Raw genomic sequence first — 21,023 nt, forward strand, 5'->3', positions numbered from 1 at the left:
CGCCACATCGTGCTGGACGAGCAATCGCAGGGCATCGTGGAGCGGCTTGACCCGGCGTCGGCGGCCTTCCTGAACTCAAGCGGCCTGGCGAAGGCCGCGCCCATGGGAATGGGCCTGTACCGGATTGAGCCGGTGGGCAAGGTGGGCTCGGTGCGCACCCCGACGGTGCAGTTCGAGGTGCGGCCCAAGGACCGCCTTGGCCTGCGCCGCTTGCTGTTCCTGCTCAGCTACGCGGGGGAGCAGGGCTTCCGCGAGGACTCCATTGCCGCCGTCGAACACCGTGATCTGTGGAGCGCGCTGGCGGAATCCCTCGCCCAACTGGCCGAGCGCGCACTGAGCCGCGGGCCACTGAACGGCTACGTGACCGTGGACGAATCACTGCGGACCGTCAAGGGCCGTATCCGCATGTCGGAGCAGATTTCGCGGCGGCCGGGCATGATGGTGCCGCTGGAGGTGTCCTACGACGAGTTCAGCGAGGACATCGCCGAGAACCGCATCCTGCGTGCCGCGCTTACCCGCATGGCCCAGGTTCCGGGGGTCCGTCCGGAGGTCCTCAGCCGCCTGCGCCGCCTCGGTGGAAAGCTCGACGGCGCCGCGCCCCTGACGCCCGGCGCGCCCCTGCCGCCGTGGCAGGCCACGCGCATGAACCTGCGCTTCCATGCCGCCCTGCGCCTGGCGGAAGTGATCCTGCGGAACTGCTCTGCCGAAGCCGGGGACGGCAAGCAGCAGAGCGCCGCGTTCGTGGTGGACATGTCCACCGTATTCAAGGAGTTCGTGGGCGTGGCCCTGCGCGAGGCCATGCGCGCCCACCCCGGCGAAACGCGGCTCCGCTACGGCACCATGCTGAACGAGGCTGTGCGGGATTCGGACCGGATCACCGTCCGCCCGGATGCCGTGCACTTCCTGGGCGGCCGGCCCGTGGTGGTCTACGGCGCCAACTACACGGCAGGCCCTGACACCGGGGCGTCGCTCAACGCCGACCATTACCGGATGCTGGCCTACTGCACCGCCTTGCGCGTGCCCACCGCATGGCTGGTCTACGCCGGTGCCGGCGAAATGAAGCTGCGGCGCATCCTCAACACGGATATCGACGTGGTGGAGTACCCGCTGGACCTGTCGCTGCCGCCCGCGGACATCCTGCAATCGGTGGCTGAACTGGCCGAACAATCCTGGGGCGAAGTAGTGCGCCAGGCGCGCGGGTAGCCCTGCTTTCGGCGGCTGTTTCGAGGTCTGTTCCGCGCCTGTTCCGCCCGGCCTGCAACAGGGTTAGCCTGAGAAAAGACCGCTTCCGACGGTCGAACAGGATGGAGGCAAGCATGGGCGGCATGCGGAAGAAGAAGTCCTGGAAGGACATGACCCCGGGGCAGCGCCGTACCGCGATCGTGGCCGGCGTCCTGGAGTTCGCACTGATGCTCGCGGCCCAACGCAGCATCACCAACACCCCGCCGGAACGGATCCGCGGAAGCAAGGCCTTCTGGCGGGCGGCAAGCTTCATCAACTTCTTTGGCCCGGTGGGTTACTTCCTGGTGGGGCGGCGCCGTGGCACCGTCACGCAGGCATCCTCACGGTAAACGAGGTGCCCTCTCCGGGAGTGCTGCGCAGCGTGATGCTGCCGCCATGGGCTTCGACGATCGCTTTACTGATGGGCAGCCCCAAGCCGATACCGGGAATCGTGCTGTTCCTGACGCTGCGTGCACGGAAGAACTTGGCGAAGGCCTGATCCTGTTCGTCCTCGGTCATGCCCATGCCAGTGTCCGCGACGCGGCAGAGCACCTCCGAATCCTCCTGCCACACCGTCACTGTGACGTCGCCGCCGTCGGGCGAGTATTTGATGGCGTTCGAGATGAGGTTGTCCAGCACCTGCGACATCCTTGACGCGTCCACGTGGGCCTCGAGGCTATCCGGGGCGTCCACGGAAAACCGGATACCTGCCTGGGCGGCGCGTGGCCCGGCCGAAGCCACGCTCGCCCGCACCAGCTCCGCCACGTCAACCGCTTGGGGCCGGATGATCACGTGCCCGGAACGGACGGACAACAGGTCCGAGACGAGGGCAAGCAGCCGCTCGGCATTGCGCTGGACCACTCCGAGATGGGTCCTGGCCGTGGAATCGAGACCGTCCGGTTCGTCCAGGATGAGCTCCAAGTACCCGAGGATGGAGGTCAGCGGGGTACGGAACTCATGGGACACGTTGGATACGAAGTCGTCCTTCGCCGCCAAGGCGTTGACGAGCTCCGTGACATCGCTGAAAACCACCACGGAACCCGCGAAGGTGTTGTCGTCGTCGAACATGGGCTGCGCACTGGCGGTGAAGGCGCGCTGCTCCGGCCCGCTGCCGATCCAGACCAGCTGGTCCGTGAACTGTTCGCCGAGCACTGCACGCCGGACAGGACGCCGCTCGGCGGGAACCGGCGTGGTCCTGTCCTCTTCGAACACCAGCAACTGGGATTCATTGGGATCGGCGATGTCCGCGGGGGTGGCCAAGCGGTGTGTCCGGCGTTGGCGGTGGTTCATCAGGATGTCGTGCCCGCCGCCGTCGACGGCCACGACTCCCAAGGGGAGCGCTTCCATCACGGTGTTCAGCAGCCGTTCCTGGCGCTTGCTGGTGTCGAATGCGGCCTTGAGGGCCGCGTCTTTGGCCTCCAATGCCCGTTGCTGCCGGACCATGCTCAACGTCATCACGCTCACGGACACCCCGATTCCGACCATGAGGATCGGGAACAGGAAGGGACGGGTGAGGTCCTGGGCAGTGAACGAGCCCTTGATGAACCACGGCGCCCAGACGATGCCCAGAGGTCCCAGGAATGACAAAAGGATGGCGGTCCGCGGATACAAACCGGAGGCACAAAGCCAGAACACCGGCAGGACCACCAGGACGCTCAGGCCGGTAAGCGACTCCTGACCGCCCTCGCGGCCAAAGGCGATGGAGACCATGTCCAGGACAGGGATGGCCAGGAAACTGGGGAAAGGCAGCCGGTGCCAGGGGACGGCCAGGCAGATGCCCATGAGCGCGGCCTGGCTGAGCAGGAAGATCTGGAACAGCGGATTGGCCAAGGTCTCGGGGAAGAACAGCAGGACCAGGACTGCTGCGATGCAGACCGTAATGGACAGCGGCAGCTGGCTGAGCACCACGCGCATCCGCAGGGTGTGCTCATGGAAAGAGCGCCTGAAGAACAGGAGCCGCCTGCCATTGTCGAGATCCCAGAAGCCGGGGCGTTTCATATCGCCTCCAAAGCGGCAGGAACGAGTAGGCGCATGGAGCCAGCCTATCCACCGGCGGCTATACTTCTGTGGATATCGAGGGGGCTGAGGGGCTGCGATGAGTGACGCACGGGTTGGTTTGGTTATTGAAGATGACCAGGACATCCGCGAGTTGATCCGGTCCGTGCTGTCCCAGGCCGGTTTCGACGTCCATGTAGCCGCCACGGGCTCTGCGGGCGTGGATTCGGCCCGGCAATTGGATCCTGATGTCATCACCTTGGACCTCGGCCTTCCGGACATCGATGGTTTCGAAGTGGCGCGCCGCATCCGCAAGTCATCGGATGCCTACATCATCATGCTCACCGCCCGCACGGAGGAGCTGGATACCTTGATGGGGCTCGAAGCCGGCGGCGACGACTACCTCACCAAGCCTTTCCGGCCGCGCGAGCTGCGTGCCCGGGTGGAGGCCATGATGCGGCGGCCGCGGTCGTCGTCGAACTCTACGGACAGCGCCCCGGGCGAGTCTGTGCTGCGGCACAACGGCCTGGACCTTTCCGCGGCATCGCGTTCCGCGGTGGTCGACGGCGTGGAACTGCGCTTGACGCGCACCGAATTCGACTTGCTGCTGGCGCTGATGGAGTCAGGCCGGGTGGTGCGGAGCAAGGCGGATCTTGCCCGGCGCCTCCGCAACGAACCGTACGACGTCGGCAGTTACGTCAGCGATTCGGACGAACGGGCCGTCGAGGTCCACATGGGCAACCTGCGCAAGAAGCTGGGGGACAGCACCCAAAGTCCGCGCTGGCTGGAGACTGTCCGCGGCGTCGGGTACCGGCTCGCGCCGGCTGCGCCGACCCGCTGACTGCCGCCGCGCCCACCTGTCCGCCGGAGCCCGCCAGCCCGGCCGTTGAACCAGGTGCCAGCCGGCCGGCAGCCACCAAAGCGGCGACGGTCCCGCAAACGTGGCGATCCAATGCCTGAACCTTGGCGTCGAGCTCATTCGGGTCAGGGCTGGCCGGAACCCGCAGCCCTTCTTCAAGAGCGGCCGCCAGGCGGCTCATGGGCATGGCTCCGACCATTTCGCTGGCAGTCTTCAGGCTGAGCACCGCGTCCAAGGCATCATCCCTGTCGAGCCCGTCCGGACCCGGCTGGGCGATGGCCTTGTGCAGCCGCGCGATCCGCCAGGGAAGCATTCCGATGTAGTTCCGGATCAGGGTACTGACGATGTCCGGGTCTCCGCCCAGCTCTTCCTGGAGCTCGTGAAGAACAGCCGCATCCACGAACGTGCCGGAGCAATCCCCGGGCCCGGATGCAGGCTTCGTTTCCCCTTCACGCAGCGTCACGAATCAACACTAGGGTGGCCCCCGCCTTCCCGGCGGCGATTCGCCGAAACCTTGAGCAAATCTTGAGCGGAACCCGCATTGCTCCTTGAGCGCAGGACGGGAGAGTACTTGCAGGCAGAGAAGCCGCAACAAGATCAAGGAAGCAGGGACCATCATGAAGAACACAACGATGCTCAAAGGCGCAGCAGCCATCGCCGTCGGTGGCGCCCTGCTCCTCGGTGGCGGTGGAACCCTTGCCTGGTGGAACGCCGCCGACGCAGCGACCCCGGGCACCATCATCTCCGGAAACCTCAACGTCGAAGCCGGCGCCGGGGTCTGGACCGACCGGGCCGGGAACACCATCAACATCAACACGTACCGCGTGGTGCCGGGTGACCTGCTCACCTACAGCCAGGACCTGGACGTCACCCTCTCCGGCAGCAAGATGGCCGCCAACCTCGTGGCGGAGCGCACCGGCGCCGCTGATGGTTTCGATCCGGCCAGCGTGACGGTCTCCGCTCCCCGCCTCACGGTGGACGGCCAGCCGATCGCCAATCCGCTCACCAGCTCGCAGCACGTCACCGCGAGCATGACCTTCGAATTCAAGTCCACCACCGCAGCCCGCACCGACGTCGGGAAGAGCATGGACCTGGGCAGCGTGGCCTTCACCTTGCAGCAGATCCAGCAGCCCGGCCTGCAGTAGCCCTGCCTTTAGCCCGGTACCGAAGAATTCCACTATCAGGAGACACCATGAGGATCCCCAGGAGCATCCGGACGGCAGGCCTGCTGCTCGCCGCGGTGCTCCTGGGCCTCGCGGCAGTGCAGGGGAGCTATGCGCTGTGGGCAGCCACGGCCGCGGCTACCCCCGGAACCGTCAGGGCCGCGACGTTCACTGTGAACCTCACGGGAACTGCGTCCACCACCCCCGTCCCCATGACCGTAGACGGGCAGCCGACCACGCTGGCGCTCACGACGGCGCAAGCGCCGCTGCAGGAGCTCATCCGCGGCGGTTCGGTCTATACCCCGCTCACCATCACCAACGCGAGCGACGCCGGCGGCACCTTTGACGTTGCCGTCACCGCATCTGCGCCAACCGTGAGCAACGCCGACGGCGGAAACCTCGCCGCGTATCTGAGCATCAGTGCAGCGCGGGCAGCTTCCCCGGCGTCCTGTGCGGTGGCCCTATACCAGCCCTTGGCCACCGGGGTCACCACTCCAGCCATCGCCAAAGGAGGAACCGCAGTGCTTTGCTTCAAGGTCACCCTGGACGTGGCCGCACCCCTCAGCGTCGAAGGAAATTCCGTGGCCATCAGCATCCCGCTGCACGCCCGCCAGCAATGCGGGGTGCCCAATGGCTGTGCCTAGTAATCGGATGGTTGCCCGCCTCGCACGGCTGGCCGGCGTCGCGCTCCTTACCCTGGCCGTCTTCGCGGTGGCCGTCCTGATCGTGGTGCCGCGGGCCAGCGGCTCGCAGAGCTATTCGGTGCTGACCAACTCCATGGCGCCAAAATACGCGCCGGGAACGTTCCTGGTGGTGCGTCCGGCGGCGTTCGGAGAACTCAAGGTGGGGGACGTGGTGACCTACCAGATCAAGTCCGGTGAACCGGCGGTCGTCACACACCGGATCGTTGGCCTCGGGTTCCTGCAGACAGGGGAGAAGGTCCTTACCACCAAGGGCGACAACAACGACACAGCGGACCCGGGGACCGTACGCGAGGTCCAGATCCGGGGCAAGCTCTTCTACGCGGTGCCGTATGTGGGATACGTGGCGAATGCGCTCGGGACCGCCGACCGCTCCCTGTGGCTCATGGCGGGGGCTTTCGCCTTGATCGCCTATGGCGGTTTTACCGTGGTCCGCGGGGCCCGGGACCGCGGGGCCCGGGACCGCGGTGCACAGGACACAGGCAGCAAAGCTGAACGGAAGGTGCGGACAGCATGACGAAGAACTCCCGACCCTCGGCCGGCATCATCGCCCTCGGGGTTTTTTGCATGACCGTGCTGACGGGCATTGGGGGCACGTCCGCCGTCGCCCTCTGGGAGCAACGTTCGACGGCCACCATGACAGTCCGTGCGGCTACCTCCGTCCCTGTTCCGAGCCCCACCCCGACGCCGATCCCCAGCAACCAGCCCGCCGGACTCACTTTGCTCTGCACCGACCCCGGCAACAACACCGTGGGCATCGGCATTACGGGGGCAGGATCGCCGGCTGGCTTGTCAATCGCGGCGAAGGTCGTGGGCGGCAGCTATGGTGCGTCATTCCCGCTGGCCCCCACTGCCACGCACGTCGACCTCACCCCGTTGAGCCCCGTCCTCCTGACTGCCGGGGCAGCCAACCGGAACGTCGTCATCAAAGTCACCGCGGTTTCGGCCAGCGGCACCACCACCTTCGGTGAGTACGACCACCTGAAAATCACGGGTGCCGGAACCAAACTGAACTGTAGCTAGGCCGGTTCATTCCCCGAGGAACGTCAGCAGCTGCTCCTCCAAGGCACTGGCGTCCTTCAAATCGCATTCCCATACGGTGAGCACCTCCCAACGGGCGGCCGCCAGCAGTTCGCGCTGGGCGGCGTCGCGCTCGCGGGTGCGGCGCCGTTTGGCGTCCCAGAACTCGGCGTTGGCGGCCGGGGCGTGCAGGCCTGCCGGGCAGTCATGGAAGTGCCAGAAGCAACCGTTCACGAAGATGACCTTGCGCCGGCCAGCAAACACCAGGTCCGGGCTTCCCGGGAGTTTTCCGCCTGCGGCCATGCCGTGCAAGCGGTACCGGTATCCCTTGGCGTGCAGCAGGCGGCGGACCAGGAGCTCGGGCTTGGTGTTCTTGCCACGGATCCTGGACATGTTCCGGCTGCGCTGCTCCGGTGTGAGCAGGTCACGGCTTTCGCCCATGCTTCGAGTCTAGCCAGGCGTCACACGGGCGGTCCGGGCGCCAGGGCGGCGTCGATGGCACGCGTGATGACGGCTTCGATGGGGGCGTCCGGGTCCACCGTGATCCGGTGCAGCAGGAGCCCGTCGCCCGCGGCCATGACGAAGGTGGTGTGTTCGGCCGCAGCCTCGCCTCCGAGCCTGGCCAGGATGCTGCGCAGCCAGGCTTCGATGCCAATCCGCTGCTCGCGCAGGGGCCGTACGGCATCCGCGTCGGCTTCGAGGAACAGCGCGTACCGCGCCCGCGTGCGCGCCGCCAGGGGACCGGACTGCACTTCGATCATCCGGACGAGCGCCCTGATGAGCTCTTCCCGTGAGCCGATCTCGGGGACGCCCGCGTCGCCTAGTTCCTGCTGCGCAATCCACTCGGTGACTCCTGCCACCAGTGCGGCCCTGGTGCGGAAGAAGTTGGAAGTGGAGCCTGAGGGCAGGGAGGCTGCTGCGTCCACCCTGCCGTGGGTGAGCGCCCGGATTCCTTCGGTACCCACCAGGGTCACGGCGGCATCGAGGGCCCGGCGTCGTGTACTGCTCATGACTCCGAGCCTATGCCACGCCGCGGTTCAGAAAAGCACTATCTTTGTAGTATCCAGATCACTATATTTGTAGTGCAAGCCTCGCTGAGAGAAGAAGGAGCACTCCCATGGACCTGAACGACGAAACCATTGGGCTCACGCTGCATCGCGAGTTGCCGGGCACTCCTGAGGAAGTGTTCGATGCGTTCACGGATCCCGCCAAGCAGCGGATGTGGCTATCGGCCCTCGGGCCTGAGGAAGGGGCGGTGGAAACCACGGTTGACCTGCGTGTCGGCGGCACCTGGGAGGCTCGGTTCAGGCCGAATCCGCAGACGCTCGTCCACGATGTGCACACCTACCGCGAGATCGATCGTCCGCATCGGATTGTCACCGACCTCGTTGGGGAATCGGCCATCGAGGGCCAGCAGATGCCGGCCCTTGAGTCCCGCATCGTGATGACCCTCGAGGCGATGGGTGGAGGCACCCGGGTGACCGTGGAACACAGCGGCTTCCCGGCGGCCGAGCTCCGCGACTTCTTCGCAAACGTGGCGTGGCCGGAAGGGCTCGACCGACTCGGCGCCGTCGTCGCCTCACCCGCCCAGGATCCCGTGCCGTGAGCACTCGGCGCTCCAGCCCAACGGCGTGACCTGGACCTTCATCCGGCGGCGGACCTGCGCGCAATAGCGCGGCGGTTCCATGGCCAGGCGCATGCGGCAGTCCCGGTGGGCGTCGCTCCCAAGGCCAGCGTCCGACGTCGGGATGTCACCGCCGCAGTGGCCGCAGTAAGCCTCCCCGGTGGTTGAGGCGCTGGTTGAGCCTGTCGAAACCGTCGAAACCCCGGGATCTCGACAAGCTCGATCACCGATGTCCCCGCTCACAGCGTCTTCTGGAGTTCCTTGATGGGCATGTTCAGCTCCACCAGCAGCTGCAGGTCGGCGTCGGCGGGGCGGCCCAGGGTGGTCAGGTAGTTGCCCACGATCACTGCGTTGATGCCGCCCAGCAGGCCCTCGCGCGTGCCCAGGTCGCCCAGGGTGAGCTCGCGGCCGCCGGCGTAGCGCAGCACGGTGCGCGGCATGGCGAGCCGGAACGCGGCGATGGCACGGAGGGCGTCCTTGCCGTCCATGATGCCCTGGTTTTCCAGAGGCGTTCCGGGGCGCGGATTGAGGAAGTTCAGCGGGACCTCGTGCGGGTCCAGGGCCGCGAGCTGCGCGGCGAGTTCAGCCCGCTGTTCCAGGGATTCGCCCATGCCGATCAGGGCGCCGCAGCACAGTTCCATGCCTGCTTCCTTGACCATGGCGCAGGTCTCCAGGCGCTCCTCGTACGTATGCGTGGTGACCACCTGCGGGAAGTAGCTGCGCGCGGTTTCCAGGTTGTGGTTGTAACGGTGCACGCCCCATTCGGCGAGCTGATCCACCTGCCGTTGGGTGAGCATGCCCAGGGAGCAGGCGATGTTGATGTCCACTTCCTCGTTGATGCGGTCGATCGCGAACTTGATCTGGTTCATCAGCTTGATGTCCGGCCCGCGCACGGCCGCAACGATGCAGAACTCGGTGGCGCCGGTGGCCGCGGTTTCCTTGGCGGCTTTCACCAGTTCGGGAATGTCCAGCCAGACGCCGCGCACGGGGGAGTCGAACAACCCGGACTGGCTGCAGAAATGGCAGTCCTCCGGGCAGCCGCCGGTCTTGATGGAGATGATGCCCTCCACCTCCACGTCTTCGCCGCAGTGCTCCACGCGGACCTCGTGCGCCAATTGCAGCGCGGCCGGAATGTCCTCATCCGGGAGCTGCAGGACCTCCAGCAGCTGCCCTTCGTTCAGTCCGATTCCGCGTTGAAGGACCTGTTCGCGGGCGGTGTCGAGGATGGTCATGCTGCTCCTTCGTTTCCATGGTTAATGCCTCTTCACTGACGCTAGCCACCCTGTGCCGAGCCGATTTTGTTGGACGTCCACAAATCCCCGCGGCCCGTCTTGGGCCGGTTTTACAGCCACGAAACACCGTGGTGACCCCGCCGTCGATTCCCGCCGATAGCGTCGGGCCGGAACGCAGACCACGTTGGAGAAGGAACCGGGGATGACTGAACAACAACGGACAACACAGATTCTTGAGCGTTCGACGGCGGGCGGCAGCGCCGTCGTCGACGGTTCCGGCGGCGAGCCCGCCGTTAAGGCCGGAGCCGCGCGCAGCGACGCGATGAGCGCCGCGAAGGAGAGCCTGGAGGACTACACGCTGCGCTTCGCGCCGCGCTCCTACCGGAAGTGGAGCGCCGGAGTGGTGGCCACGAGTGCGCTTGGCGGAATCGCCTACCTCGCGGATTTTTCGATCGGTGCGAACATCGCGATCTCCTACGGCACGGGCAACGCGATCCTCGGTGTGCTGGTGGCCGCTGCGGTCATCTTCGCCACCGGCTTTCCGCTGGCGTACTACGCGGCCCGGTACAACATCGACCTGGACCTGATCACGCGCGGCTCGGGCTTCGGCTACTACGGTTCGGTGGTCACCAACGTCATCTTCGCCACCTTCACGTTCATCTTCTTCGCCCTGGAAGGCTCCATCATGGCGCAGGGCCTGGAACTGGGCCTCGGGATCCCGCAATGGATCGGTTACGCGGCGTCCACCGTGATCATCATCCCGCTGGTGGTCTACGGGATGAACACCCTGGCCAAGCTGCAGGTGTGGACCACCCCGCTGTGGTTGCTGCTGATGGTCATTCCGGTGGGATACCTTGTGGTTTCGCATCCGGAGAGCATCGATTCCTTCTTCGCGTACACGGGCAAGTCCGGCGATTCCGGGATGAACCTGGCCTCCGTGATGCTCGCCGCAGGCGTGTGCCTGTCCCTGATGGCGCAGATCGCCGAACAGATCGACTACCTTCGCTTCATGCCCCCGCGCACCGCCGCGAACAAGGGCGCCTGGTGGCGCGCCGTGATCCTGGCCGGACCCGGCTGGGTGATTTTCGGCGCCATCAAGCAGATCGTGGGCATGTTCATCGCCGTCTACCTGATCGCCACCCTGGATCCGGCGGCCTCGGCGCACGCCAACGAACCCGTGCACCAGTTCCTGGGCGTCTACCGCGAAATGATGCCCGCCTGGCTGGCCATGACCCTGGCCGTGGTGCTGGTGGTCATCTCGCAGATCAAGATCAACGTCACCAACGCCTACTCCGGCTCCCTGGCCTGGACCAACAGCTTCACCCGCATCACCAAGACCTATCCGGGCCGCATGGTGTTTGTCATCCTGAACCTGGCTGTTGCGCTGGTGCTGATGGAAGCGAACATGTTCGAGTTCCTCAACACCATCCTGGGCTTCTACGCGAACTGCGCCATCGCCTGGGTGGTGACGGTGGCGGCGGACATCGCCATCAACAAGTACCTGCTGAAGATCTCCCCGAAGCTTCCCGAATTCCGCCGCGGCATGCTGTACGCCGTGAACCCGGTGGGCTTCGTGTCCATGCTGGTTTCCGCGGGCGTCTCCATCGCGGTGTTCTTCGGGGCGTTTGGTCCGTCCGTTCAGCCGTACTCGCCGATCTTCGCCGTCGGCCTGGCGCTGGTGCTCCCGCCGCTGCTGGCCGTGCTGACCCGCGGGAAGTACTACCTGCGCCGCACGGACGACGGCATCGACCTCGCCATGCTCGACTCCGAAGGCAACCCCAGCCAAGCCAAGCTGCTGTGCCACGTGACCGGGATCGAGTTCGAACGCCCGGACATGCTCCGCTCGGCCCAGGACGGGCCCGACGGCGAACCCCAGTACATCTCGTCGCTCGCCTTGTCCACGGACAAGACCGGGGAACTGGTGCTGCCGGCGCAAAAGTAGCCGGCGCGGGCTGGCGCGGCCTGCGGCCCTAGGCCCCGAGTTCGCGGTCGAGCCGTTCCAGCCTGGCCCGGGCCAGTTCGAAACGGGGATCGCCGGGCACCGCGAGCCGCGCCAGTTCCCGTGCCGCTTCCGAGTCGCCGTGGCCCATGTCCGTGGCGCACCATTGGGCGATCAGCCCGGGGTCCCCGCTCGAACGCACCGACGCCGCTACGGCCTGGTCGAGCTCGTCCCGCATGAGCTCGACGGCCAAGGTGGTTGAGCGGTTGAGCAGCCGCCCTGTGTAGGACGCCAGGGCCTCGCGGATCCGTCCGGCACGCAGGTGCCCGGCCACCAGCCCGGCGTCGGAAACCACCTGCACGTTCTCGGCAAAGCGGTACGGGTTCGGCTCCACCAGCTGGCCGAGGGAAGCCCGGATCCGGTGCATTTCCGTGCGGATCGTCGCCGCAGCGCCATCCTCGCCATGCAGCTGGTACGCGAGCTCCTCAGCGCTCCAGCCCTGGCTCCTGGACGCCAGCAGCGCCAGGATCTCCGCCCGCCGCAGCGTGACCGGAACTGTTCTGCCGCCGTCGAGCTCCGCCGTCGGCTTGTCACCCAAAAGCCGCAGGAACAGCGTTGACGCAGGCCGCCCGGCTGCTCCCGAATGCCCGGCTCCTCCCGAATGCCCGACGGCGGCCCGGCCTGGGCCTTTCGGCGCGCCCGCTGAGCGGAGCAGTTCCTCCGCGAGGCGCACGCCGCAGCGCACCATCCGCAGGCTGTCCGGGGTGACGGAATCGATGGGGCCGGACACGTCCAGGACCCCGAGCAGTTCGCCGCTCAAGGGATCGCGGATGGGGGCTGCGGTGCATGCCCATTCGTGATGGGTGCGGACCAGGTGTTCGGCCGAGAACAACTGCGCGGCGTCCCCGGTGACAAGGGCTTCGCTGATCGCGTTGGTGCCGATTCCTGCCTCGGACCAATCGGCGCCCTCGACGAACTCCAGGGAATCCGCCTGACGCAGCGCGGAACTGCTGCCGAGCCGCCAGAGGACCTCCCCGTGGTGGTCGGTGACGATCAACAAGTGCCGCCCGGCCGCGGATTCGTCCGCCAAAAGCTGGGACAGTGCCGGGACCACGGCGGCCAGCCGGTGCTCCCGGCCGATGGCCCGGGCCTCCGCAACGTCATGGCGATGGATGGGCCGGTGCTCTTCGGGGTTGATGCCCAGCGCGAGCGAACGCTTCCACGATTCCAGCAACGACGGCGTGAAAGCAGGATCCGGGGCGCCGGACAACGTTGCGTCGTGGGCATTGCGCAGGGCCTTGGCGTATTCGCGCGGAGCCGAGAACCGCAGGGTGGGGTCGGCGGCCGGCATAGTGCCCATGCGCCAACTCCTTCGCCCTTGAATGGATTGCTGCCGTCCGCGGATGCCGCGGATCCGGTGCAACCCGATTGTAACCCCCGGCCGCGTCTACTTGTGATGCGGGTCACGCTCCCGACCCGCCGGATCCCACGGTCAGCGATGGAAAGAGGAGAGATGCCTGAAACCGCAAACGCCGTAGCCGCGGCCTGGCTGGCGCAGTTCGATGAGGCGCTGCGCAGCAACAACACCGGGGCCGTCCTGGAACTGTTCGACGACGAACCGTACTGGCGCGACTTCGTGTCCTTCACCTGGAACCTCAAGACGATGGAAGGCAAGGCCGAAATCGAGCGCATGCTCGGGGCTACGCTCGGCGACGTACAACCAAGCAATTGGACCCTCGCCGAGGACGCCACCGGTGATGCCGCCGCCACCGAAGCCTGGGTGAATTTCGAAACCGCCCAGGCCAGGGGCCACGCCCACCTGCGGCTGCGCAACGGCAAATGCTGGACGTTGCTGACCACCATGCAGGAACTCAAGGGCTTCGAAGAGAGAAAGGGCCCCAACCGTGAACAGGGCGTGGCCCACCGGATCGAGAAGGGCCGCAAATCCTGGCTGGAACGCAAGCAAGAACAGGAAGCACGGCTCGGCTACGAGGAGCAGCCGTACACCGTGATCATTGGCGGCGGCCAGGGCGGCATCGGCCTGGGGGCGCGGCTCCGCAGGCTCGGGGTGCCCACGATCATCGTGGAAAAGAACGCCCGGCCCGGCGACTCCTGGCGGAACCGGTACAAGTCCCTGCACCTGCACGACCCCGTCTGGTACGACCACCTGCCGTACCTGAAGTTCCCGGACGACTGGCCGGTCTTCGCCGCCAAGGACAAGATCGGGGACTGGCTGGAGCATTACACCCGCATCATGGAGCTGAACTATTGGAGCAGCACCGAATGCACCAATGCCCGCTGGGATGAGGACGCCCGGGAGTGGGTGGTCCAGGTAATCCGCGACGGCGAGCCCGTCACCTTGCGCCCCAAGCAACTGGTCTTCGCGCTGGGCGTGTCCGGTTACCCGAACGTTCCCGTGTTCGACGGCGCCGAATCCTTCCTGGGGGAGCAGTACCACTCGTCCAAGCACCCGGGCGGTGGAGACTGGACGGGCAAGAAGGTGGTGGTGATCGGCTCCAACAACTCGGCCCACGACATCTGCGCGGACCTGTGGGAGCACGGCGCGGACGTCACCATGGTGCAGCGCTCCTCCACGCACATCGCCCGCAGCGAATCCCTGATGGACCTGGCCCTCGGCGACCTCTACTCCGAACGGGCGCTCGCCAACGGGGTGACCACGGAGAAGGCGGACCTGCTCTTCGCGTCCCTGCCGTACCGCATCCTGCCCGAGGCACAGGTTCCCGTGTACCAGGAGATGGCCAAGCGGGACGCGGAGTTCTATTCGCAGCTTGAGGCTGCCGGCTTTGAACTGGATTTCGGCGTCGACGGTTCCGGCTTGTTCCTGAAGTACCTGCGGCGCGGCTCCGGCTACTACATCGATGTAGGCGCATCCCAGCTGATCATCGACGGCCGGGTGAAGCTGGCATCCGGCCAGGTCGAGAAGATCACCGGCAACGCCGTGGTCATGGCCGATGGCACCGAGCTTGAAGCGGACGTGATCGTCTACGCCACGGGCTACGGCTCCATGAATGCCTGGCTGGCCGACCTCGTCTCGCCCGAGGTTGCGGACAAAGTGGGCAAGTGTTGGGGCTTCGGCTCGGATACCCCCAAGGACCCGGGGCCCTGGGAGGGCGAACTGCGCAATATGTGGAAGCCCACCAACGTGGAGAACCTCTGGATCCACGGCGGCAACCTGCACCAGAGCAGGCACTACTCGAACTACCTGGCGCTGCAGCTCAAGGCCCGCATGGAGGGGCTGCCCACGCCGGTATACGAGCTCCAGCCCTCCCACCACACGCGCTGAAAGGGGGAACTGTTATGAGAGCGGCACGTTTCCATGGGCAGAAGGACCTGCGCGTGGAGGACATTCCGGAGCCGGAGATCCGGCCGGGCGCGGTCAAAATCGCCGTCGCCTGGTGTGGAATCTGTGGTACCGACCTGCACGAATTCCTGGAAGGTCCCATCTTCATTCCGCATCCCGGCCATCCGCACCCGCTGGCCGGGGAGGACCTCCCGGTGACCATGGGGCACGAGTTCTCAGGGGTGGTCGAGGAACTCGGCGAAGGCGTCACGGGCCTCGCCGTGGGAGACGGCGTGGTGGTGGAGCCTTATTTTGTCTGCGACGAATGCGGGCCTTGCAAAGCCGGGAACTACAACCTGTGCACCAGGATGGGATTCATCGGCCTGGCCGGCGGCGGTGGCGGCCTCAGCGAAAAGATTGTGGTGGATGCCCGCTGGGTGCACCCGGTGGGGGACATCCCCCTGGACGAAGCCGCCCTGATCGAGCCCCTCTCCGTGGCGTACCATGCCGTCTCGCGGGCGGAGCTCACGGCCGGTGACGTCGCCGTCGTCGGGGGCGCCGGGCCGATCGGCCTGCTCACCGCCGCCGTCCTCAAGGGCCTGGGCATCACCACCATCCTCACCGAGCTGTCGACGGCACGGAAGGAAAAGGCCCGCAGCTCCGGCGTCGCGGACCACGTCCTCGACCCCTCGCAGGACGATGTCGCGGCGCGGGTCCTGGAGCTGACGGACGGCGCCGGGGCGGACGCGGCATTCGAATGTGCCGGGGTGAATGCCGTGCTGGACACCATGCTCGACGTCGTCCGGCCGGCCGGCGTGGTGGTGAACGTATCCATCTGGGGACGGCCCGCCACGGTGGACATGCAGAAGATTGTCCTGAAGGAGATCGACCTCCGCGGGACCATCGCCTACCGCGGGGACCATGCCGCCGCCATCCGCCTGGTGCAGGACGGGAAGGTGGACCTCAAGCCGTTCATCACCGGGCGGATCGTGCTGGAGGACCTGGTGGATGAAGGCTTCGATACCTTGATCAACCACAACGACACCGCGGTGAAGATCATCGTTCACCCGTAGCCGGTGCTTCGGTGGCGGCGCGGCGCTGTGGCGCTGTGAACCCGGCCTTCGTTGCGCAGGCAGCCCGCCTGCGCAACGAAGGCCGAGGTGATTGCGCCCCATGATCCGCACCACACCCGGAATAGTTGCAAGCGCGCGGTAGTTGCCCACATCGGAAACGAATCCCGTGTGAAAGGTCCTGCGCATGCTGTTCTCACCCCTGACCGTCGGCGAGCTGGAAATCCCCAACCGCCTGGTGATGGCACCCCTGACCCGCGTCCGCGCAGGCCAGCAGGGCATTCCCGGCCCCTTGCTCGTGGAGCACTACCGCCAGCGCGCCTCGCTTGGCCTGATTGTCAGCGAGGGCACCTACCCGACTCCGGCCGGACAGTCCTACCCCGGGCAGCCGGGCCTGGTCACCGATGAGCAGATCGCCGGCTGGAAGAAGGTCACCGACGCCGTCCACGCCGAGGGCGGCCGCATCTTCGCCCAGATCATGCACGGCGGACGCGTGTCCCATCCGGACATCACCGGAGGCGACGAGATCGTGGCGCCGAGCGCCGTCGCGATCGACGGCGAGGTCCGCACCCCGAACGGCAAGCAGCCCCACCCCGTGCCGCGCGAACTGCGCACCGAGGAACTTCCCGTGGTCATCCAGGAAATCGTCACCGCCTCGCGGAACGCCATCGAGGCAGGGTTCGACGGCGTCGAACTCCATTCCGCCAACGGTTACCTGCTGCACGAATTCCTGGCACCCAACACCAACATCCGCACGGACAGCTATGGCGGCTCCCCGGAGAACCGTGCACGCTTCGTGATCGAAACCGTGCAGGCTGTGGTCGAAGCCCTTGGCGCCAGCCGCGTGGGCATCCGGATTTCCCCGGAACACGCTGTGCAGCAGATCGAGGAGACGGACCCGGCCGACGTCCGCGCCACCTATGAGGTGCTGGTGGACACGATTGCCCCGCTCAAGCTGGCGTACTTGAGCATTCTCCACCACGAGCCCAAGGGCGCCTTGGTGCAGGACCTTCGCGAACGCTTCAAGGGCACCTTCCTGGTGAACACTGGCTTCGCCAGCGTCACCGGCCGGGAGGAAGCCATCGAGCTGGTGGCCGGCGGGCATGCCGACGCCGTGGTGGTGGGCCGCCCGGCCATCGCCAACCCGGACCTGGTGCGCCGCTGGCGCGACGGCTTGCCGCTCAACGAGATGGATCCGTCCACCTTCTACGGCGAAGGCCCCGAAGGCTACACGGATTACCCGTTCTACGAGGCATCCGCCAACTAGTTCCCGCCCGCCCTCCGGCACAGGCCGATGAAGCCGCCCAGCTGCTCCAGGCCTTCCGGGTGGGCGGGAAGGTAGTTGCTCAGCTCCGGTGAGCGGACGACGACGGCGCGCCACTGCCCGCGCGATACCGCCACGTTGATCCGGTTCCGGGAGAGCAGGAACTCCATGCCGCGCGGCACCTCCGCTGCGGCGGACGCCGCCATGGACACGATGACGACCGGCGCTTCCTGGCCCTGGAACTTATCCACGGTGCCCACACGGACGTCGTCCAGCCCGGCGTCGCGCAGGCTGTGCCGGATGAGCTGGACCTGGGCGTTGTAGGCGGCGACCACCAGGATGTCCTGGCTGGTGAGCGGCCGGGGGCCCTCGCCTTCCGCGGAGTGCTGCCAGGCGAGCCCAAGGTGCGCCCGAGCCTGCCGGACCACCTCGGCTGCTTCTTCGGGTGATGTGGTCGAGTTTCCGCGGTGCGGCACGTACACGCAGCCGACGCCGGGCGGCAGCCCTTCGAGGTGCCGCGCCGCGGCCGCAGGAGCAGCGCGGAGGCGGCCATCGTAGGACAACTCGGACACTGCTGCGCACAGCTCGGGGTGCATCCGCCACGAGGTGGCCAGGAAGTAGCCGAGCTCCGGCGGCAGGGTGTGATGGCCCTGGGACAACCAGCCGAGGGCTGATTCGTCCACTGGTTCCGGGTGCTTGCCCTGGGTGACCTGCGGCAATTGCTGCGGGTCACCCAGCAGGAGCAGCCGCTTTGCCGCCCGGCTGACTGCCATGGTGTTGGCCAGCGAGAACTGCCCGGCTTCATCGATGACCAGCAGGTCCAGGGAACCTTCGGGAACGCCGTTGCCTGTCATGGTCCAGGCGGTGCCGCCGATCAGCGCGCCGCCGGGTTCCGCCAGAAGGCGTTCGACGTCGGACTTGCCGCGCTGCTGCCAGGGCAGAGGATCGTTGTGCTTCACTTCCTTCGCGACCAGTGAGGGATCGACGCCGGCCTTGAGTACCGCGGCGCACAGCATGTTTTCGATGACGGCGTGCGACTGGGCAACCACGCCCACCTTCCAGCCCCGCGAAACGAGGCGGGCCACCACATGCGACCCCACGTGGGTCTTGCCCGTTCCGGGCGGACCCTGGACGGCGAGGCAGGAACGGTCGAGGTCCGCCACCGCCTCCGTGATGGCGTCGACGTACCCGTCAGGGCCATCAACCACCGCCGGCAATGCAGAGAGCGTCCGCAGCCGAGGCGGCCGGCGGCGCAAGAGGTCCAAGGAGGGATTGCCGGGCCACCCGGGCAGTGCGTCCCTCAGCTCGACGGCGAGCCTGGACAAGGAGGCTTTCTGCCCGTCGGTGGGGATCGGCCGGTCCGGGGTCAATGCGATGGGAAGTTCGGAGAACTCCTCGGCGCCGCGTGGGAGCCGCTCGGTGATGACCACGAACTCCTGCCCGTCCGATTCGCCGCTGTCCACCACCTCCGTACCCGTCCAGCCGGAGCGGCCCAGCGCCGAGAACAGGCCGGCAGCATCGTCCTTCTCCTGCAGGCATGGGGGCAGGGGAGGGCCGTACATCCGGAAGAACGTCCGTCCGGGCGAAAAATCGGAACCCTCCGCAGCACGGCCCACCAGCCGGACCGTCCGGGCGGGGTTGCTGCGCGGCGTGGGCTTGGCCCAGTCCTGGACCACCTCGGCATGCTCGGCGACGAACACATCCCGGGTGTCTTCCCACTCCGAGGCCGGCTTGTCCAAGCGGTCGAAATGGCCCCACCAATACTGCTTGTCTTCACGGCGGTAGTACCCGACCGCCGCAGCCACCAAGGCAATGGCCCGGGCGTCGTCGGAGAGCTGGTCTTCACCTGGAAGCGCGGCCAGATAGTCCAGGAGCGCTGTTTCCTCCGGAGCTGCCTCGTAGCGGTCTGTATCTTCCGCAGGTGAAGCCACCGCGGCTTCCCGAACGGAAACCGCACCGCCGCCCACGGTGCTGGCCCGTTCCGCTGCCAGCCCGAGGAGCCAGTTCCGGAGCTCGAGGGTGGAGAGGCAGTCGTACTCGTTGTAGTCGGAGATGCTGGCCAGGATGGCCGCGGCCTCCTCCGGGTGGCCGGTGTCCCGTGCCGTGCAGTAGTTTGCGTAGGCGATCACGGAAGCTCCGGCGTCGGTGACGTCGCCGGAGCGCAGGTGTTCACCCATGTACAGCGGTTCCAGCTTCTTGATGCCGTACGAGTTCTCGGAAATGCGCAGGCTGTGGCGGACGGTGTCGTAGAGGTCCACCAGCACGCCGTCGCGCAGGAGTTCGTCCACCGCGGCCTCGCCGGTGACATGGCTCAGGGACAGCTTCCGCAGCGCCGTCTTTTCGTAGGCCGCGTAATGGTAGATGTGCATCCCGGGATACTTCGTGCGGCGCTCGGCAACGTAATCCAGGAAGTCGCGGAAGGCCTGCCCTTCCTCCGCCCGTGAATGCGCCCAGAACGGCCGGAACACAGGTTCTCCTCCAGGAACAGAAGGATTTTCAACCACGCCGAACAAGTACTCGATGCCCCATACGCCGGCGGGGTCCTGCCATAGGGGATCGCCTTCGAAGTCGAAGAAGATGTCCCCGGGATCGGGCGCGGGGAGCCGGTCCAGGGTGTTGTCCGGCAACACGGTGTAGCTCACGGCCTTCGCCTCGCCGGCCTTGTCCGTGTAATGGACCGTGCCGTCGGCCAGTCCCGTGCCGGTTTGGAGCCGGGCCTGTTCGCGGAGGCGCCGGTAGGTGGCATCACCGTCCGGCGGCGCGGCGGCCAGGTGGTCGATGGTGGTGATTCCGGATTCGATCAGTTTCTTGCGCCGGTTCACGCGCATGCCCGCCACCATCAGGAGGTCCCGGTGCAGCTGGACCTGTTCGGCGCAGTAGTCGCAGCGCCCGCAGGCGGAGTACCGCGGATCTCCCCATTCCACCGGGCCGGCGTCGGCGATATGCCCGGCGGTCATGGCGAGGAAACGGTCCCGGCGTTCGCGGAACACCGGCAGGATGTCCGCCAGGACATGGTTGCTGTGGACCCCGTTGCCCAGGACCAGCGTGACCGTGGGATCCGGGGTGATGCCTTCCTTGAGGAGCTGTTCGGCGTAGGCGGCCAGCTGCAGCAGGGCGGTCACCTTGGCGTGCCGGGCCAGCTTGGAGTCGAACACGGCGTAGCTGTTCCCGGCCCGCTTCACGAGGAAATCCGAGCGGCCGTGGAACTGCCCGTCGAAGAACGCGGCCTGGAAGACGACATCCGCCCCGGCCCGGAGCGCACCGATCGATTCCACGTGCTTGGCCTGCAGGGTGGCGCGGTCCATCGCCTTGGCGGGAACGACGTCGTACACGCCACGCCCGGTCGCCGGATCCCAGCTGCCGAACTCCGCGATGAACTCATCCAGCACCTTGTGCTCGTGGACATCGCCGAGTGTGGCAGCGCGGTCCAACATGGGATCCTTCGCGAACTCCGCCGGGGCGCTGCGGCCGAGCTTCTCATCCAGTTTCCGCAGGACCTGGTACTCGCACGTGGCAGCGATGACGAGGTCACTGGCAGAAAAAACCAGCTCCTGAGGCTCAGCGGAAGCCCCGGCGTCGAGGAAGAACATGGCGCCCCCAATGCGGCTTGATTGTTGAAGCCAAGCTATCAGCG

The 21,023-nt window shown here is 66.7% G+C and carries 18 protein-coding genes and 1 pseudogene; 12 read left to right on the forward strand and 7 right to left on the reverse strand.

Annotated features, from left to right (window positions below; genetic code table 11):
* Window positions 1-12: 12 nt before the first annotated feature.
* Together BIU82_RS12175 and BIU82_RS12180 are read left to right on the forward strand one after the other, a co-directional pair.
* Window positions 13-1,203, forward strand: a complete 1,191-nt coding sequence (locus BIU82_RS12175; protein ID WP_070349927.1) for a restriction endonuclease — start codon at window positions 13-15, stop codon at window positions 1,201-1,203.
* A 122-nt stretch (window positions 1,204-1,325) separates the two neighbouring features.
* Window positions 1,326-1,571 (forward strand): hypothetical protein, encoded by a 246-nt coding sequence (locus BIU82_RS12180; RefSeq protein ID WP_070349928.1) that lies wholly within the window; start codon window positions 1,326-1,328, stop codon window positions 1,569-1,571.
* Here the strand turns inward: BIU82_RS12180 and BIU82_RS12185 are convergent.
* Window positions 1,549-3,219, reverse strand: coding sequence for a PAS domain-containing sensor histidine kinase (locus BIU82_RS12185; protein WP_070349727.1), 1,671 nt, complete (start codon window positions 3,217-3,219; stop codon window positions 1,549-1,551). The two genes, BIU82_RS12180 and BIU82_RS12185, sit on opposite strands and share 23 nt — an antisense overlap.
* A 97-nt stretch (window positions 3,220-3,316) precedes the next feature.
* Between BIU82_RS12185 and BIU82_RS12190 the strand changes: the two genes are divergently transcribed.
* On the forward strand, window positions 3,317-4,057 hold the full coding sequence (locus tag BIU82_RS12190) for a response regulator transcription factor (RefSeq protein ID WP_070349728.1): 741 nt from the start codon (window positions 3,317-3,319) through the stop codon (window positions 4,055-4,057).
* 118 nt (window positions 4,058-4,175) lie between these two features.
* Here BIU82_RS12190 and BIU82_RS20310 read toward each other — a convergent pair.
* Window positions 4,176-4,538 (reverse strand): annotated as a pseudogene (locus BIU82_RS20310) (Hpt domain-containing protein); the annotation flags it as partial.
* A 154-nt stretch (window positions 4,539-4,692) separates the two neighbouring features.
* On the opposite strand from BIU82_RS20310, the gene BIU82_RS12195 reads away from it, so the two are divergent.
* Genes BIU82_RS12195 through BIU82_RS12210 form a run of 4 tightly spaced genes read left to right on the forward strand, consistent with a single transcriptional unit; the run spans window position 4,693 to window position 6,962 of the window.
* Window positions 4,693-5,220, forward strand: coding sequence for an alternate-type signal peptide domain-containing protein (locus tag BIU82_RS12195; RefSeq protein WP_070349729.1), 528 nt, complete (start codon window positions 4,693-4,695; stop codon window positions 5,218-5,220).
* 47 nt (window positions 5,221-5,267) lie between these two features.
* Window positions 5,268-5,882: a hypothetical protein gene (locus BIU82_RS12200; RefSeq protein WP_070349730.1), complete on the forward strand. Its 615-nt coding sequence runs from the start codon at window positions 5,268-5,270 to the stop codon at window positions 5,880-5,882.
* A gap of 7 nt (window positions 5,883-5,889) precedes the next feature.
* Complete coding sequence (locus BIU82_RS12205) at window positions 5,890-6,456, forward strand: signal peptidase I (RefSeq protein WP_070349731.1); 567 nt, start codon at window positions 5,890-5,892, stop codon at window positions 6,454-6,456.
* Window positions 6,453-6,962 (forward strand): hypothetical protein, encoded by a 510-nt coding sequence (locus BIU82_RS12210; RefSeq protein WP_070349732.1) that lies wholly within the window; start codon window positions 6,453-6,455, stop codon window positions 6,960-6,962. Before BIU82_RS12205 ends, BIU82_RS12210 begins: the two co-directional genes overlap by 4 nt.
* Before the next feature lie 6 nt (window positions 6,963-6,968).
* Here the strand turns inward: BIU82_RS12210 and BIU82_RS12215 are convergent, their stop codons facing one another.
* Both BIU82_RS12215 and BIU82_RS12220 read right to left on the reverse strand, forming a co-directional pair.
* A complete protein-coding gene (locus BIU82_RS12215) occupies window positions 6,969-7,400 on the reverse strand; it encodes a very short patch repair endonuclease (RefSeq protein WP_070349733.1) in 432 nt (143 codons plus the stop codon).
* Window positions 7,401-7,420: 20 nt separating this feature from the next.
* On the reverse strand, window positions 7,421-7,969 hold the full coding sequence (locus tag BIU82_RS12220; protein ID WP_070349734.1) for an ABC-F family ATP-binding cassette domain-containing protein: 549 nt from the start codon (window positions 7,967-7,969) through the stop codon (window positions 7,421-7,423).
* Window positions 7,970-8,076: 107 nt separating this feature from the next.
* On the opposite strand from BIU82_RS12220, the gene BIU82_RS12225 reads away from it, so the two are divergent.
* Complete coding sequence (locus BIU82_RS12225) at window positions 8,077-8,565, forward strand: SRPBCC family protein (RefSeq protein WP_070349735.1); 489 nt, start codon at window positions 8,077-8,079, stop codon at window positions 8,563-8,565.
* Between the two features lie 257 nt (window positions 8,566-8,822).
* Here the strand turns inward: BIU82_RS12225 and bioB are convergent, their stop codons facing one another.
* The gene (gene bioB, locus BIU82_RS12230) at window positions 8,823-9,815 is read right to left on the reverse strand and encodes a biotin synthase BioB (RefSeq protein WP_070349736.1); all 993 of its coding nucleotides are present in this window, start codon (window positions 9,813-9,815) and stop codon (window positions 8,823-8,825) included.
* A 202-nt stretch (window positions 9,816-10,017) separates the two neighbouring features.
* Here bioB and BIU82_RS12235 point away from each other — a divergent pair, with 202 nt between their 5' ends.
* Window positions 10,018-11,757, forward strand: coding sequence for a hypothetical protein (locus BIU82_RS12235; RefSeq protein ID WP_070349737.1), 1,740 nt, complete (start codon window positions 10,018-10,020; stop codon window positions 11,755-11,757).
* 28 nt (window positions 11,758-11,785) lie between these two features.
* Here BIU82_RS12235 and BIU82_RS12240 read toward each other — a convergent pair whose 3' ends face one another.
* Window positions 11,786-13,114 carry a helix-turn-helix domain-containing protein gene (locus BIU82_RS12240; protein ID WP_070349738.1) on the reverse strand — a complete coding sequence of 443 codons (1,329 nt, stop codon included), beginning with the start codon at window positions 13,112-13,114 and terminating at the stop codon, window positions 11,786-11,788.
* A gap of 153 nt (window positions 13,115-13,267) precedes the next feature.
* On the opposite strand from BIU82_RS12240, the gene BIU82_RS12245 reads away from it, so the two are divergent.
* The 3 genes from BIU82_RS12245 (at window position 13,268) to BIU82_RS12255 (ending at window position 17,392) form a co-directional block, all read left to right on the forward strand.
* Window positions 13,268-15,058, forward strand: a complete 1,791-nt coding sequence (locus BIU82_RS12245) for an NAD(P)/FAD-dependent oxidoreductase (protein ID WP_070349739.1) — start codon at window positions 13,268-13,270, stop codon at window positions 15,056-15,058.
* A 14-nt stretch (window positions 15,059-15,072) separates the two neighbouring features.
* Complete coding sequence (locus tag BIU82_RS12250) at window positions 15,073-16,128, forward strand: 2,3-butanediol dehydrogenase (protein ID WP_070349740.1); 1,056 nt, start codon at window positions 15,073-15,075, stop codon at window positions 16,126-16,128.
* A 184-nt stretch (window positions 16,129-16,312) separates the two neighbouring features.
* Window positions 16,313-17,392, forward strand: coding sequence for an alkene reductase (locus tag BIU82_RS12255; protein WP_070349741.1), 1,080 nt, complete (start codon window positions 16,313-16,315; stop codon window positions 17,390-17,392).
* On the opposite strand, the gene BIU82_RS12260 is transcribed toward BIU82_RS12255, so the two are convergent.
* Window positions 17,389-20,979, reverse strand: coding sequence for a TM0106 family RecB-like putative nuclease (locus BIU82_RS12260; protein ID WP_070349742.1), 3,591 nt, complete (start codon window positions 20,977-20,979; stop codon window positions 17,389-17,391). The genes BIU82_RS12255 and BIU82_RS12260 overlap by 4 nt on opposite strands.
* Between the last annotated feature and the right edge of the window lie 44 nt (window positions 20,980-21,023).

This window comes from Arthrobacter sp. SW1 (genome assembly GCF_001766675.1).
GTDB lineage: Bacteria > Actinomycetota > Actinomycetes > Actinomycetales > Micrococcaceae > Arthrobacter.

Bases quoted from the DNA above. Each gene is read 5' to 3' on its own strand.
- BIU82_RS12225 (WP_070349735.1), top strand. From the start codon at position 8,077: ATGGACCTGAACGACGAAACCATTGGGCTCACGCTGCATCGCGAGTTG.
- BIU82_RS12245 (WP_070349739.1), top strand. From the start codon at position 13,268: ATGCCTGAAACCGCAAACGCCGTAGCCGCGGCCTGGCTGGCGCAGTTC.
- bioB (WP_070349736.1), bottom strand. From the start codon at position 9,815: ATGACCATCCTCGACACCGCCCGCGAACAGGTCCTTCAACGCGGAATC.
- BIU82_RS12200 (WP_070349730.1), top strand. From the start codon at position 5,268: ATGAGGATCCCCAGGAGCATCCGGACGGCAGGCCTGCTGCTCGCCGCG.
- BIU82_RS12235 (WP_070349737.1), top strand. From the start codon at position 10,018: ATGACTGAACAACAACGGACAACACAGATTCTTGAGCGTTCGACGGCG.
- BIU82_RS12180 (WP_070349928.1), top strand. From the start codon at position 1,326: ATGCGGAAGAAGAAGTCCTGGAAGGACATGACCCCGGGGCAGCGCCGT.
- BIU82_RS12195 (WP_070349729.1), top strand. From the start codon at position 4,693: ATGAAGAACACAACGATGCTCAAAGGCGCAGCAGCCATCGCCGTCGGT.
- BIU82_RS12260 (WP_070349742.1), bottom strand. From the start codon at position 20,979: ATGTTCTTCCTCGACGCCGGGGCTTCCGCTGAGCCTCAGGAGCTGGTT.
- BIU82_RS12215 (WP_070349733.1), bottom strand. From the start codon at position 7,400: ATGGGCGAAAGCCGTGACCTGCTCACACCGGAGCAGCGCAGCCGGAAC.
- BIU82_RS12185 (WP_070349727.1), bottom strand. From the start codon at position 3,219: ATGAAACGCCCCGGCTTCTGGGATCTCGACAATGGCAGGCGGCTCCTG.
- BIU82_RS12255 (WP_070349741.1), top strand. From the start codon at position 16,313: ATGCTGTTCTCACCCCTGACCGTCGGCGAGCTGGAAATCCCCAACCGC.
- BIU82_RS12240 (WP_070349738.1), bottom strand. From the start codon at position 13,114: ATGGGCACTATGCCGGCCGCCGACCCCACCCTGCGGTTCTCGGCTCCG.
- BIU82_RS12220 (WP_070349734.1), bottom strand. From the start codon at position 7,969: ATGAGCAGTACACGACGCCGGGCCCTCGATGCCGCCGTGACCCTGGTG.
- BIU82_RS12205 (WP_070349731.1), top strand. From the start codon at position 5,890: ATGGTTGCCCGCCTCGCACGGCTGGCCGGCGTCGCGCTCCTTACCCTG.
- BIU82_RS12250 (WP_070349740.1), top strand. From the start codon at position 15,073: ATGAGAGCGGCACGTTTCCATGGGCAGAAGGACCTGCGCGTGGAGGAC.
- BIU82_RS12190 (WP_070349728.1), top strand. From the start codon at position 3,317: ATGAGTGACGCACGGGTTGGTTTGGTTATTGAAGATGACCAGGACATC.
- BIU82_RS12210 (WP_070349732.1), top strand. From the start codon at position 6,453: ATGACGAAGAACTCCCGACCCTCGGCCGGCATCATCGCCCTCGGGGTT.